This is a genomic window from Streptomyces thermodiastaticus (genome assembly GCF_014656135.1).
GTDB classification, from domain to species: Bacteria; Actinomycetota; Actinomycetes; order Streptomycetales; family Streptomycetaceae; genus Streptomyces; species Streptomyces thermodiastaticus.
Genome location: NZ_BNBV01000042.1, coordinates 22443 through 35520 on the forward strand (window position 1 = coordinate 22443; position 13078 = coordinate 35520).

At 72.7% G+C, this 13078-nt stretch carries 13 protein-coding genes; 7 read left to right on the forward strand and 6 right to left on the reverse strand.

The genetic code is table 11. The annotated features are described in order from the left end of the window. Positions 1-28: 28 nt before the first annotated feature. The 3 genes from IE286_RS25460 to IE286_RS25470 all read left to right on the forward strand — a co-directional run bounded on the left by IE286_RS25460 (position 29) and on the right by IE286_RS25470 (position 1525). Complete coding sequence (locus tag IE286_RS25460) at positions 29-748, forward strand: GntR family transcriptional regulator (RefSeq protein WP_189799116.1); 720 nt, start codon at positions 29-31, stop codon at positions 746-748. A gap of 169 nt (positions 749-917) precedes the next feature. After that, complete coding sequence (locus tag IE286_RS25465; protein ID WP_189799117.1) at positions 918-1127, forward strand: hypothetical protein; 210 nt, start codon at positions 918-920, stop codon at positions 1125-1127. Beyond that, the gene (locus tag IE286_RS25470) at positions 1124-1525 is read left to right on the forward strand and encodes a DUF6415 family natural product biosynthesis protein (protein ID WP_189799118.1); all 402 of its coding nucleotides are present in this window, start codon (positions 1124-1126) and stop codon (positions 1523-1525) included. The genes IE286_RS25465 and IE286_RS25470 overlap by 4 nt, the downstream gene beginning before the upstream one ends. A 67-nt stretch (positions 1526-1592) precedes the next feature. On the opposite strand, the gene IE286_RS25475 is transcribed toward IE286_RS25470, so the two are convergent. Continuing rightward, positions 1593-2639, reverse strand: a complete 1047-nt coding sequence (locus tag IE286_RS25475; protein ID WP_189799119.1) for a LacI family DNA-binding transcriptional regulator — start codon at positions 2637-2639, stop codon at positions 1593-1595. Positions 2640-2875: 236 nt separating this feature from the next. Between IE286_RS25475 and IE286_RS25480 the strand changes: the two genes are divergently transcribed. Genes IE286_RS25480 through IE286_RS25495 form a run of 4 tightly spaced genes read left to right on the forward strand, consistent with a single transcriptional unit; the run spans position 2876 to position 6546 of the window. Continuing rightward, positions 2876-4027, forward strand: coding sequence for a Gfo/Idh/MocA family protein (locus IE286_RS25480; RefSeq protein WP_189799120.1), 1152 nt, complete (start codon positions 2876-2878; stop codon positions 4025-4027). Continuing rightward, positions 4024-5175 (forward strand): dihydrodipicolinate synthase family protein, encoded by a 1152-nt coding sequence (locus IE286_RS25485; RefSeq protein ID WP_189799121.1) that lies wholly within the window; start codon positions 4024-4026, stop codon positions 5173-5175. The genes IE286_RS25480 and IE286_RS25485 overlap by 4 nt, the downstream gene beginning before the upstream one ends. After that, positions 5172-6008 (forward strand): sugar phosphate isomerase/epimerase family protein, encoded by an 837-nt coding sequence (locus IE286_RS25490; RefSeq protein WP_189799122.1) that lies wholly within the window; start codon positions 5172-5174, stop codon positions 6006-6008. The genes IE286_RS25485 and IE286_RS25490 overlap by 4 nt, the downstream gene beginning before the upstream one ends. A 7-nt stretch (positions 6009-6015) precedes the next feature. Continuing rightward, positions 6016-6546 carry a hypothetical protein gene (locus tag IE286_RS25495; RefSeq protein WP_189799123.1) on the forward strand — a complete coding sequence of 177 codons (531 nt, stop codon included), beginning with the start codon at positions 6016-6018 and terminating at the stop codon, positions 6544-6546. Between the two features lie 210 nt (positions 6547-6756). Here the strand turns inward: IE286_RS25495 and rbsD are convergent, their stop codons facing one another. Genes rbsD through IE286_RS25520 form a run of 5 tightly spaced genes read right to left on the reverse strand, consistent with a single transcriptional unit; the run spans position 6757 to position 12599 of the window. Beyond that, complete coding sequence (gene rbsD / locus IE286_RS25500; protein ID WP_189799124.1) at positions 6757-7146, reverse strand: D-ribose pyranase; 390 nt, start codon at positions 7144-7146, stop codon at positions 6757-6759. Further along, entirely contained in the window at positions 7143-8045 is a 903-nt protein-coding gene (locus IE286_RS25505; RefSeq protein ID WP_189799125.1) for a ribokinase, read from the reverse strand. Before IE286_RS25505 ends, rbsD begins: the two co-directional genes overlap by 4 nt. Before the next feature lie 48 nt (positions 8046-8093). Then, entirely contained in the window at positions 8094-10046 is a 1953-nt protein-coding gene (locus tag IE286_RS25510) for an ABC transporter permease/substrate-binding protein (protein WP_189799126.1), read from the reverse strand. Next, the gene (locus IE286_RS25515) at positions 10036-11577 is read right to left on the reverse strand and encodes a sugar ABC transporter ATP-binding protein (RefSeq protein WP_189799127.1); all 1542 of its coding nucleotides are present in this window, start codon (positions 11575-11577) and stop codon (positions 10036-10038) included. The genes IE286_RS25510 and IE286_RS25515 overlap by 11 nt, the downstream gene beginning before the upstream one ends. Further along, positions 11574-12599 carry a LacI family DNA-binding transcriptional regulator gene (locus IE286_RS25520; RefSeq protein WP_189799128.1) on the reverse strand — a complete coding sequence of 342 codons (1026 nt, stop codon included), beginning with the start codon at positions 12597-12599 and terminating at the stop codon, positions 11574-11576. The genes IE286_RS25515 and IE286_RS25520 overlap by 4 nt, the downstream gene beginning before the upstream one ends. Between the last annotated feature and the right edge of the window lie 479 nt (positions 12600-13078).

Genomic DNA, 13078 nt, shown 5'->3' on the forward strand with positions numbered 1-13078 from the left:
CCAGTCCAGTGATCGGAAGCCTGTCTTCATGCCCCTGCTGAAGTACGAACAGATCGCCGAGGATCTGCGGGCGCGGATCGCGGCCGGCGAGTTCGGGCCGGGCGAGTTGCTGCCCTCAGGGCGTGACCTCGCCGAACGGTGGAGCGTCTCCAGGGCCACCGTGGTCAAGGCGTACGACGTGCTGAGGGCCGACGGCCTGGTCGTGGCCCGGCAGGGCGCCGGGTTCACGGTCGTGGAGACGCCGGTCGCGAGGCCGGCCGGTCGCCGCCGGGCCGGTACCAGCCGGATCACGGGCGGCGCCCCGTACCGGCGACTGGGCATGCCGGACCGGCTCGTGCCGCCGCCGCACGTGGGGGCGGCCCTCGCTCTGAAGCCCGGTGAGCAGGCGTTGCGCAGGAAGCGCCTGGTCCTGCTGGAGGACGGTTCGCCGGGCACTCTCGTCACCGCCTGGTTCCCGCCCGACATCGCTGACGCGGCGCCACGTCTGTCTCTGCCGGGTCCCCTTGCCGAGGGAACCACGCACTACGTACGCCGGGAGACCGGCCGTTCGCCGCGCGAAGGTGTCGACGTCACCACGGTCCGCCTGGCCGACAACGAGGAGGCCATGCTCCTGGAAGTGGAGCAACCGGCGGCGGTGGCCGTCGTGCTGCACACCGCCTATGACGACGCACACCGGCCGCTGGTGTGCGAGGAGGGCGTCACGCCGGCGCATGTCTTCGAGGAGACCGAGACGTACCCGATGGGGTAGGACCGCACGCCTGCGGCTGACTGGACCGGTCCACCGGTCCAGTCTGGTGCCGCCACGCAGCGTGTCGAGTCATGGATGCACTGTGTTCGGCAGATGCCCAGACCGCGCCCTGTGACCACTGCCACGGCCCCGAGCGCGGCCAACGCTCGGACTGCCCGGGAGCGTCGACATGACGAACGGTGCCGCCACGCCTCGGAATCGCGCCACGGGCGCGAAGATGATCATCCGTGTGTACACGGTGAGCAGCGACGGCGTGAAGAGCGAACCGCGGGCCACCGTGAGCGTGCTCCATGGGCACAAGCCGGTGCCCACGCCGATGAGCAGCGCACTGCCGCCCTGCGCCTGCCCGATCCATCGTCAGGCGGGGGCGGGCCGGTGAGCTCCACCCGGCCTCGGCGCGAGGGGCCGCCCGCCGCCCCCGTTGCGGCGCGTGCCGCGGCGACCTGGTTCCTCGACCAGAAGACGCTGCCGCGGCACGGCACGGTGAAGGGTTTCGAGGCGGACTTCCGACAGGTGCTGGCACGGCTGATGCCTCGCGTCGAACACCTGGCCGCCACCCTTCCGGCCGACGACGTCTTGCGCGCCGTGGCGCTGGGCGGAGTCGGGGAAGCCCGTCGCCGGCTCGACGAGCCGGAGGCTGCGGGGCTGCAAGGCGAGGTGGAGAGGGTGAAGCGGCTCGCCCGGTCCGTGATCGCGCTGTGCGGCCACCTCGAATCCCTGTCCGGTGTCCGAGTGTGCCTTCTGTGCGGCAGGCCGGTCGAGGGCGTTGACGCTTGAGGGCGACGTGGCGTCACGCCCAAGACAGCGCGGCCTCACGCCGCCCGCCGCTGCCGCCCAGGCCCCCTCACCCCCGCGGCACCGCCGTCGACCCGCGCACCATCAGCTCCCCCCGCACCGTCGCGATCCCCCCGGGCGGCGGCTCTTCCCGTCCGGTGGCGATGCGGCCCGCGCGGGCGCCGGCCTTGGACAGCGGCAGGCGGACGGTCGTCAGGGCGGGCACCGCGTCCACGCTGAAGGGCAGGTCGTCGAAGCCGGCCACCGAGACGTCCTCGGGGATGCGCAGCCCCGACTCGCGCAGGGCCGCGCAGGCGCCGAGGGCCACCGAGTCGTTGGCGGCGACGACGGCCGTCAGGTCCGGGGCGCGGCGCAGCAGCTCCAGGGTGGCCTCGTAGCCGGAGCGGCGGTCGTAGCGGCCGTGCACCGTCAGGGCCGGGTCGTCCTCGAGGCCGGCCGCCGTGAGCGCCTGCCGGTGTCCCTCCAGGCGGTGGCGGGTGGTGGTGCGCTCCTCGGGGCCGGCGATGTAGCCGAGCCGGCGGTGGCCCAGTCCGATCAGATGCCCGGTCAGCTGCCGGGCGCCGCCCCGGTTGTCGAAGGCGAGGGCGACGGCGCCGGTGTCCTCGGCCGGCGGGCGTCCGCACAGCACCACGCGGGTGCCGGCGTCGGTCAGCTTGCGCAGTTTGGCGGCGATCGCCGCGGCGTGCGGCCCGTCCTCCACGGCTCCGCCGGTGACCACCACGGCGGCGGCCCGCTGCCGTTGCAGCAGCGTCAGATAGGTCAGTTCGCGCTCCGGGGAGCCGCCGGTGTTGCAGACCACCGCCAGCCGTTCGCCGCCCGCCCGGCCCTGGGCGCCGCCGATCTCGGACTGGATCGCGCTCGCCATGATCCCGAAGAACGGGTCGGCGATGTCGTTGACGAGGATGCCGACCAGGTCGGAGGTGGCGGCGGCGAGCGCGCTCGCCGGGCCGTTGAGCACATAGTCCAGCTCGGTGACGGCCTTGAGCACCCGTTCCCGGGTGGCGGCGGCCACCGGGTAGTTGCCGTTCAGCACGCGCGACACCGTCGCGGGCGAGACCTGGGCGCGGGCCGCCACGTCCGCCAGGGTCACGGTCATCTCGTCGTCCTCCGGTCGCGCATGTCGTCTCCGGGCGGGTGCAGCCGTGGGGCGCCGGGCTTCTCCGGTGACCGGGCCGCCGGTTCGACGGCTCGAACGGCACGGTCCGCGCGGGCTCTTGTCCCCGCCACTGCGGAGAGGTTAGCTTCTCCACGGATAGAAAGCGCTTGCTGCACGTGGCTCCCCGTCCGGAGGCCGGGCCCGCGCGGCGCGCGACGGCGTACGGAGGGACTGACGTGACACGCAAGACGGTGCGGATCGCCATGAACGGCGTGACCGGGCGCATGGGGCACCGCCAGCACCTGGTCCGCTCGATCCTCGCCCTGCGCGAGCAGGGCGGACTCGACCTCGGCGACGGCACCGTGCTGTGGCCGGAACCCGTCCTGGTCGGCCGGCGCGCCCACGCGCTCCAGGCCCTCGCCGAGCGGTACGGCCTGACGGAATGGTCCACCGACCTGGACGCGGTCCTCGCCGACGAGACCATCGACATCTACTTCGACGCGCAGGTCACCGCGGCCCGCGAGGACGCCCTGAAGAAAGCGATCGCTGCCGGCAAACACGTCTACACCGAGAAGCCCACCGCCACCGGACTCGACGGCGCCCTGGAGCTGGCCCGGCTCGCCGAGGCCGCCGGGGTCAGGCACGGCGTGGTGCAGGACAAGATCTTCCTGCCGGGGCTGCTGAAGCTGAAGCGGCTGGTCGACGGCGGCTTCTTCGGCCGCGTCCTGTCCGTGCGCGGCGAGTTCGGCTACTGGGTGTTCGAGGGCGACTGGCAGAGCGCCCAGCGCCCCTCGTGGAACTACCGCGCCGAGGACGGCGGCGGCATCGTCGTCGACATGTTCCCGCACTGGGAGTACGTGCTGCACGAGCTGTTCGGCCGGGTCACCTCCGTGCAGGCGCTGGCCACCACCCACATCCCGCGGCGCTGGGACGAGGACGGCAAGCCCTACGCCGCGACGGCGGACGACGCCGCGTACGGCATCTTCGAGATCGAGGGCGGCATCGTCGCCCAGATCAACTCCTCCTGGGCGGTGCGCGTCCACCGCGACGAACTGGTGGAGTTCCAGGTCGACGGCACCGAGGGCTCCGCGGTCGCCGGGCTGCGACGCTGCCGCGTCCAGCACCGCTCGGCCACGCCCAAACCGGTGTGGAACCCCGACGTCCCCGCCACCGAGGTCTTCCGCGACCAGTGGCAGGAGGTCCCGGACAACACCGAGTTCGACAACGGCTTCAAGGCCCAGTGGGAGCTGTTCCTCAAGCACGTCTACGCCGGCGCCCCCTACCACTGGGACCTGCTCGCCGGCGCCCGCGGCGTGCAGCTGGCCGAGCTGGGCCTGAAGTCCTCGGCCGCAGGCCGCCGCATCGAGGTACCGGAGATCACGCTGTGACCATCCATCTGCCGGACGCGAACGGATTCCTGCGGCCCTACGAGCCGCGCACCGAACCGCTCACCTTCTCCCCGGGCATTCCGTTCACCTCCCGCACCGTCTTCGCCGCCGCGCACGTCGTCGCCGACCCGTACGCCGACGTCACCCCCGACGCGCCGGCGGCCGTCGACTGGGACGCCACCCTCGCCTTCCGCCGCCACCTGTGGAGCCACGGACTGGGCGTCGCCGAGGCCATGGACACCGCGCAGCGCGGCATGGGCCTTGACTGGGCGGGCGCCGCCGAACTGATCCGCCGGTCCGCGGCCGAGGCCCGCGCGGTGGGCGGACGGATCGCCTGCGGCGTCGGCACCGACCAGATCACCGCCGGCTCGCTCGACGACATCCGCGCCGCCTACGAGGAACAGCTCGCCGTGGTCGAGGAGGCCGGCGCCCAGGCGATCCTGATGGCCTCCCGGGCCCTGGCGGCCACCGCCCGCGGCCCCGAGGACTACCTGGAGATCTACGGCCACCTGCTGCGCCAGGCCGCCGACCCCGTGATCCTGCACTGGCTCGGCCCCATGTTCGACCCGGCCCTGGAGGGCTACTGGGGGTCGTCCGACCTGGACACGGCCACCGACGTGTTCCTGGACGTCATCGCCGCCCACCCCGACAAGGTCGACGGCGTGAAGATCTCCCTGCTGGACGCCGGACGCGAGATCGAGCTGCGGCGCCGCCTGCCGAAGGGCGTGCGCTGCTACACCGGCGACGACTTCCACTACCCCGAGCTGATCGCCGGCGACGAGCGGGGCTTCAGCCACGCCCTGCTCGGCGTCTTCGACCCGCTCGGCCCGCTGGCCGCCGAGGCGGTACGGGTCCTGGACACCGGGGACACCGCCGGCTTCCGCGCCCTGCTGGACCCGACCGTCGGCCTGGCCCGCCACCTGTTCCAGGCACCCACCCGCTACTACAAGACGGGCGTGGTCTTCCTGGCCTGGCTGGCCGGGCACCAGTCCCACTTCACCATGGTCGGCGGGCTGCAGTCCGCGCGCTCCCTGCCGCACCTGGCCCGCGCCTATGAACTCGCCGACCGGCTCGGTCTGTTCCCGGACCCCCGACGCGCCGAGGAACGCATGAGGAACCTGCTGTCGCTGTACGGGGTGGACCGATGACGACGAACGAGCTGGCCCGCTTTTCCCTCAACCAGATGACGGTCAAGCAGCTGTCGCTGCCCGACCTCGTCGACGCCTGCACCGAGCTGGGCGTCCGCAACGCCGGCCTGTGGCGCGAACCGGTGCGGCGCTACGGCGTCGAGGCCGCCGCCCGGCTGGTGCGGGACGCCGGCCTGAACGTCACCACCCTGTGCCGGGGCGGCTTCCTCACCGCGACCGACCCCGCCCGGCGCGCCGCGGCCCTCGACGACAACCGTGCCGCCGTCGACGAGGCCGCCGCCCTCGGCACCGACACCCTGGTCCTGGTCTGCGGCGGCCTGCCGGACGGCAGCAAGGACCTGCACGGCGCCCGCGAACGCATCGCCGACGCCCTCGCCGTCCTCGGCCCCTACGCCGCCGAACGCGGCGTGCGCCTGGCCGTGGAGCCGCTGCACCCGATGTTCGCCGCCGACCGCTGCGTGGTCTCCACCCTCGCCCAGGCCCTCGACCTCGCCGAACGCTTTCCCGCCGAGCAGGTCGGCGTCACCGTGGACACCTACCACATCTGGTGGGACGACCAGGCACCCGAGCAGATCGCCCGGGCGGGCGCGGGCGGCCGCATCGCCGCCTTCCAGCTCGCCGACTGGATCACCCCGCTGCCCGCCGGCGTCCTCAACGGCCGCGGCCAGATCGGCGACGGCGCCATCGACATGCGGCAGTGGAAGAAACGGGTGGAGGCCGCCGGCTACACCGGCCCCATCGAAGTCGAGGTGTTCAACGAGGAGTTGTGGGCGCGGGACGGCAAGCAGGTAGTAGCGGAAACAGCGCGACGCTTCCTCGACCATGTGATGTGATGGCCGTATGACGGAGCAGAGCGTGTCCCTGGGGCCGCTGGCGCCCGCCGGCGGCCGCTGGGGCATCGGGGACGCCGAACGGCCGGGCCGTCACTGGGTGGAGTTCCGCCCGGACGGGCTCTGCCGGCACCAGCCGGACGCCGAGGAGCAGCTGATCCCGTGGTCCCGGGTCATGACCGGGATCTGGATCACCTGGGGCCGGTTCCCGTGGAACACGGGCAGCAGGGGCAAGTACACGCTGCGCGGCAAGGTCGCCGGACGTGCCGCGGGCTGGCTGCACATGACACTGCGCCACCCCTACGAGGACGCCGCGCTGCGCTTCGACCGGCACGAGGCGAAGTACCGGGCCGTGGACGCCGTACGGCTGGAGGAACTGCTGCGGCAGCTCGTCGAGACCGACCGGCTCCGTCTCCTCGGCGACCCGGACTGGGTCGGCCGTGCCGTGGCACACCTGTCCGGCGGCGGGCCCGCCCGCACACCCGGTGCGCTGCGGCGGGCCGTCACCGAGGCGATCGAGGCGGCCGGCGCCGCGCAGTAGCGGATCCGGGCAAGCACGGCAGACCGTGCAACCCTTCCCGGGCGTGGCGTGTCGTACCTGTCACCGGAGGTCCTGGGGGGATCCGTGGGGGGATCACGAGAAGTTCCGGCGCCCGGGGAGCAGGAGGGGAAAGCCGAGGGGGCCCGGTCCAGCGGACCAGGGCCCCCTCGTGATGTCCGGCGAGGCGACGCACCGGACAAACCCAGCGGTTCAGAAGAACACCCCGCACCGCAGCAGGACGTTCGCGTACGGCCGGGCCTCGCCGGTGCGCACGACCAGACGGGCACCGCGGGACAGTTCCTTCAGCCGCTCGTGGGGGACGAGGGTCAGCCCGGGGAGGCGGCCGTCCAGCAGCGCGGCCGTCTCGGGGTTGGCCGCGCGGACCTCGCTGGCCGCGGTCGCGCCCTCGACGACCAGCTCGGCCAGCAGACCCTCCAGCACCTGAGCGAACGACGGCACTCCGGCACGGAACGCCAGGTCGACCACGCGCGGCCCGGACGGTATCGGCATGCCCGCGTCGCACACCAGCACCTCGTCGGTGTGCCCCAGCTCGGCCAGCGCACCGCTGAGGTGCCGGTTGAGGATGCCCGCTTTCTTCACAGCGCCTCGACCTCCGCCGCCGTGGGGTACGACTCCTGCGCGCCCGGTTTCGTCACGGCCGCCGCACCCACCCGGGCCGCGTAGGCGGCCGCCTCGGCCAGCGGCACACCCGCGCCGAGCCGCCAGGCCAGGGCCGCGGCGAACGCGTCACCCGCGCCCGTGGTGTCCACGACGTCCACCGCCACCGACGGCACCCGGGCCAGACCCTCGGCGGACGCCACCAGCGCGCCCTCGGCGCCCAGGGTGACCACCACCGAGCGCGGGCCGCGCGCCAGCAGCGCCCGCGCCCAGTCCTCCGGCGCCGGCCCCGCCGCCTCTCCGCCCAGGATGACCCGCGCCTCGTGCTCGTTGACGATCAGCGGGTCGCAGGCGTCCAGCAGCTCCTGCGGCAGCGGGCGCGGCGGGGAGGGGTTCAGCACGAACCGGCTGCCGCCGGCCAGCTGCCGCACCGCCTCCACGACCGTCTCCAACGGCACCTCCAGCTGCGCCGACACCACCCGGGACCGGGCGAGGAGACCGGCCGCCGCCCGCACGTCCTCGGGCGTGAGCCGGGCGTTGGCACCGGGCGAGACCACGATGCTGTTGTCCCCGGACGGGTCCACCGTGATCAGCGCCACCCCGGTCGGCGCACCCCCGGTCAGCACACCGGTGGTGTCCACGCCGGCCGCCCGCTGGGAGTCGAGCAGCAGCCGGCCGTGCGCGTCGTCCCCGACCCGGGCCAGCAGGGCCGTCCGGGCACCCAGACGGGCCGCGGCCACCGCCTGGTTGGCGCCCTTGCCGCCCGGGTGGACGGCGAGGTCGGAGCCGAGCACCGTCTCACCGGCCGCGGGCCGTCGCTCGACGCCGATCACCAGGTCGGCGTTGGCCGACCCCACGACCAGCAGGTCGTAGTCGTACATGTGTCTCCTCACAGCGGGCGGTCGTTCAGTGGCGGCGCGGGGCGCCGGTCAGCCGCTGAACCCGGCCACGTTCTCCTTCGTTACCACCTTCACCGGCACCTTCACGGCCTGCTCGACCTTCTTGCCCTGGACCGCCCTGAGCGCGTTGTCCACGGCGATCCGGCCCAGCTGGGTCGGCTGCTGCGCCACGGAGGCGTACAGCGTGCCGTTCTTGACGGCGGTCAGACCGTCCGGGGTGCCGTCGAAGCCGACGACCTGCACGGACCTGCCGGCCTTGGACCCGAGGGCCTTGACCGCGCCGAGCGCCATCTCGTCGTTGGCGGCCAGCACGCCCTGCACGTCCGGGTGGGCCTGCAGCAGGTTCGACATCACGTCCAGGCCCTTGGTGCGGTCGAAGTCGGCGGGCTGCTGGGCCAGCACCTTGATGCCCGGGTAGGCCTTCAGGCCCTGCGCGAAGCCGGCGGCGCGCTCCCGGGCGGCGGAGGTGCCCGCCTGCCCCTGCAGGATCACGATCCGGCCCGTGCCGCCGAGCTTCTCGGCGAGGGTCTTCGCGGCCAGCTCACCGCCCGCCACATTGTCGGAGGCGACCAGCGCGTCGATCGCCGCGTTGTTGACCCCGCGGTCCACCGCGATCACCGGGATCTTCGCCTTGTCCGCGGCCTTCACCGAGTTGCTCGCCGCGTCGGAGTCGACCGGGTTGACGATGATCGCGCCGAGGCCCGAGCTGGTGAAGTTCTGCATCTGGTTGGCCTGCTGGGAGGCGTCGTTCTGGGCGTCGGTGACGGTCAGCTCGATGCCCAGCTTCTTCGCCTCGGCCTGCGCACCGGACTTGATCTGCACGAAGAACGGGTTGTTCAGCGTGGACAGCGACAGGCCCATCTTCGGCGTGGTGGAGGCGGACCCGGTGTGCAGCAGGGAGGTCGCCGCCACCAGCGCGACGGTGACCACGGCCGCGAGCCCGTACGTCGCCGCCTGCCTGCCCTTGCCGCCGCCGCTGCCCGTGCCCGCGGCCTGCGGGGTCGCCCCGGCCTTGCGGCGCACCGTGTCCAGCAGCACCGCCAGCGCGATGACGACACCGATGACGACCTGCTGCCAGAAGGCCGAGACCGACAGCAGGTTGAGGCCGTTGCGGAGCACCGCCAGGATCAGCGCGCCGATCAGCGTGCCCGACGCCTTGCCGGTGCCGCCCGCCAGCGAGGCACCGCCGATGACGACCGCGGCGATCGCGTCCAGCTCGTAGCCGTTCGCGGCCTGCGGCTGCGCCGAGGACAGCCGGGCGGCGAGCACGATGCCCGCGACGGCCGCGAACAGACCCGACAGGGCGTAGATGGCGAGCTTCTGCTTGCGCACCTTCAGCCCCGACAGCCGGGCGGCCTCCTCGTTGCCGCCGATGGCGTACATCGACCGGCCGATGTAGGTGCGCGCCAGCACGAACGCCGTGATCAGCCCCATCACGACCATCACCAGCACGGGCACCGGCAGCCAGCCGCCGAGCGTGTCGCCCAGATGCGAGACGGAGTCCGGCAGCGCGATCGGGGAACCCTGCGAGATCACCAGGGACAGGCCACGGCCCACCGACAGCATCGCCAGGGTCGCGATGAACGGCGGCAGCTTGCCGTAGGAGATGAGGAACCCGTTGACCAGGCCGGCCGCCACACCGGTGGCGACCGCCAGGATTACCGCGAGCACCACCGGCACGCCGTGCGAGGTGGCGCTCCATGCCAGCACGGTCGCCGACAGGGCGGCCACCGATCCGACCGACAGGTCGATGCCCGCCGAGACGATGACGAAGGTGACACCGAAGGCGAGGACGGCGGTCACCGCCGCCTGCACGCCGATGTTGAGCAGGTTGTCCGTCGTCAGGAAGTCACCGGACAGCGCCGACAGGGCGATGACCAGGACGATCAGCGCGGTCAGCGCGCCGTTGTCGAGCAGCAGCCGGCGCAGGCCGCCCGAGGCGGCACCGGCGCCCGCCCGGCTGTTGAGCGTGTCAGTGGCCACGGAAGGCCTCCTTCTCGGTGGTGGTCGTGGTGGTCGGGGTACTGACGGCGAGGGACATCACCGCGTCCTGGGTGGCCTCGTCGGCGGGCAGTTCGCCCGCGATCCGGCCCTGGGCCATCACCAGCACCCGGTCGCTCATGCCGAGCACCTCGGGCAGATCGCTGGAGATCATCAGGACGGCGGCACCGGCGGCCGTCAGTTCGTTGATGAGCTGGTAGATCTCGACCTTCGCGCCGACGTCGATGCCCCGGGTCGGCTCGTCGAGGATGAGGACCTTGGTGTTCGCCAGCAGCCACTTGCCGATGACGACCTTCTGCTGGTTGCCGCCGGACAGCGTGCGCACATGCTGGCTCAGGCCCGCCATCCGCACGCCCAGCTGTCCGGCGATCCGCTCGGCGGCCCGGTGCTGCCCCTTGAGGTCCACGAGCCCGCCGCGGGAGGCCGACCGCAGCGTCACCAGGCCGAGGTTCTCCGCCACGGAGGCGTCCAGGACCAGGCCCTGCCCCTTGCGGTCCTCGGGTACGAGCCCGATCCCGGCGGCCATCGCGGCACCCACGTCGTGCCGCCTGACCGGCTCGCCCGCGACCTTGACCGTCCCCTGGTCGTAGGGGTCGGCGCCGAACACGGCCCGAACGACCTCCGTGCGCCCGGCACCCACCAGCCCCGCGATGCCGACGACCTCACCGGCCCGCACCTGGAAACTGATGTCGTGGAACACCCCGTCGCGGGTGAGCCCCTCCACGCTCAGCAGCACCGGCGCCTCCTGCGCGGCCTCGGGCCGTTCCCGCGGGTACTGCTGCTCGATGGAGCGCCCGACCATCAGCCGGACGAGTTCGTCCTCGGGTGTGGAGGCGGGCACCTGGCCGACGCTGCGGCCGTCCCGGATGACGGTGACCCGGTCGCCGAGCGCGGCGATCTCCTCCAGGTGATGGGTGATGAAGACGATCCCGACCCCGTCCGCGCGCAGCGCCCGCACGATGGCGAACAGCTTCTCGACCTCCTCCGAGGTCAGCACGGCGGTCGGCTCGTCCATGATCAGCACTCGGGCGTCCAGGCTGAGCGCCTTGGCGATCTCCACCATCTGCAGCCGGGCGATGCCGAGGTCACGGACCCGCGCCCGTGGAGAAACGTTCACTCCGACGCGGGCGAGGAGGTCGGCGGCATCGGCCTCCATCCTCTTCCGGTCGATCATCCCGAGGCGGCGCGGCTGCCGCCCCAGGAAGATGTTCTCGGCGACCGTCAGATCGGGCACCAGGTTGAACTCCTGGTAGATGGTGGCGATGCCGAGCCGCTCGGAGTCCTGTGCGCCCTGGATGCGCACCTCCTCGCCGCCGACCAGGATCCGCCCGGCGTCCGGGGTGTAGGCGCCGGAGAGCATCTTGATCAGCGTGCTCTTGCCCGCTCCGTTCTCGCCGAGCAGGACATGCACCTCGCCGCGGCGCAGGTCGAAGTCCACGCTGTCCAGCGCGACGACGCCCGGGAAGGTCTTCCGGATCCCTTCGATGCGCAGCAACTCGTCCGGGTCGCTCACGGCTCGCTCCTTCGGGTGGGGGACGGCAGGGAGGGCTCGCCGCACGAGCGGCGTACGACGAGCCGGGCGGGGAGAGTGACGGAGGCCGGGGCCCGTCCCTCGATGCGGTCGATGAGGGCCCGCACGGCGGCGCGCCCCAGTTCGCCCGTGGGCTGGGCGATCGCGGTGATCGGCGGATCGGTGTGCACGAACCAGGGGATGTCGTCGAACGCGGCCAGCGCGACGTCGTCGGGCACCCGCAGCCCGCGCGCCCGGATCGCGTCCAGCGCGCCGAGGGCCATCAGGTTGTCCGCCGCGAAGATCACCTCGGGCGGCTCGGGCAGGTCGAGGAAGCCCTCGGTGACCCGCCGTCCGCTGTCCGCCTGGAAGTCGCCCTGCCCGGTGTACGCGTCCGGAAGGGCCAGCCCGTACTCGGCCAGCGCCGCGCGGAAGGCCGCGACACGCTCGCTGCCGGTGGTGGTGGCCGCCGGCCCCGCGATGATCGCCAGCCGCCGGTGCCCGAGCCGGTGCAGATGCGCCACCAGCTCGCGCACGGCCTCCTGTCCGTCCGCACGGACCACCGGGACGTCCACGCCCCTGATCCAGCGGTCCACGAACACCATCGGCGTCCCCGCCCGCGCGGCGTCGAGCATCAGCGGAGTGCCGCCGTCGGTGGGGGAGAGCAGCAGACCGTCGATCCGGCGGTCCAGCAGGGTGCGGATGTGGTGGTCCTGCAGCTCGGGCCGCTCGTCGGCGTTGCCGATGATCACGCTGTAGCCGAGGGCGCGGGCCTCCTCCTCGACGGAGCGGGCCAGCTCGGTGAAGTACGGGTTGAGCACGTCGCTGATGACCAGACCCAGGGTGCGGGTCTGGTCGGTGCGCAGGGAACGGGCGACGGCGTTCGGCCGGTAGCCGAGCTCCGCGACGGCGGCCATCACGCGCGTGCGGGACTCCGCGCTGACCGACGGATGGTCGTTCAGGACGCGCGAGACCGTGGCGACGGAGACGCCTGCCGCGGCGGCGACGTCCTTGATGCTCGCCATCGCCGTTCCACCTCCTTGTGGAATCGATTACACCGATGTGTCAGGAGGGATTGGAATCGATTACACGTGGTGGACACAAGAGGCTGTTACCGGATTGTGATGAGGTGGCTGGTGTGGCGGCTTGCACTGGGCGCGACGTCCTGTACTGCCACAGGGGGCGTGGGCGTCCCTCAGCCGTGCGCCGCTCGCGCGCCCGCGCTTGTGTCACGGTTGTGACGCGAAACTGTTGCGGCCGTGATGACCGTCAGTGAACATGGTGATGCGAAACGCTCGAGGAGACGCTCGAGGGGAACGCTCGAGGGGAACGCTCGAGGGCAGCGTCCGCAGAGGACGCTCGAAGCCGGTGAACGACGACAAGCGCGTCGCTGATCAAGACGCCGTCACACTGCTGAAGGGGGAGGCGAGTTCGGCGTGAAGTTCGACATGGGTGCGCAGACGCTGTCGACGCTGATGAGGGATTCGCGGGGGTCGAGCGACGA

What these genes read in the sequence shown, in the direction of transcription:
- IE286_RS25460 (WP_189799116.1), top strand. Translation starts at nt 29, where the DNA reads ATGCCCCTGCTGAAGTACGAACAGATCGCCGAGGATCTGCGGGCGCGG.
- IE286_RS25505 (WP_189799125.1), bottom strand. Translation starts at nt 8,045, where the DNA reads ATGTACGACTACGACCTGCTGGTCGTGGGGTCGGCCAACGCCGACCTG.
- IE286_RS25520 (WP_189799128.1), bottom strand. Translation starts at nt 12,599, where the DNA reads ATGGCGAGCATCAAGGACGTCGCCGCCGCGGCAGGCGTCTCCGTCGCC.
- IE286_RS25475 (WP_189799119.1), bottom strand. Translation starts at nt 2,639, where the DNA reads ATGACCGTGACCCTGGCGGACGTGGCGGCCCGCGCCCAGGTCTCGCCC.
- IE286_RS25465 (WP_189799117.1), top strand. Translation starts at nt 918, where the DNA reads ATGACGAACGGTGCCGCCACGCCTCGGAATCGCGCCACGGGCGCGAAG.
- IE286_RS25495 (WP_189799123.1), top strand. Translation starts at nt 6,016, where the DNA reads ATGACGGAGCAGAGCGTGTCCCTGGGGCCGCTGGCGCCCGCCGGCGGC.
- IE286_RS25490 (WP_189799122.1), top strand. Translation starts at nt 5,172, where the DNA reads ATGACGACGAACGAGCTGGCCCGCTTTTCCCTCAACCAGATGACGGTC.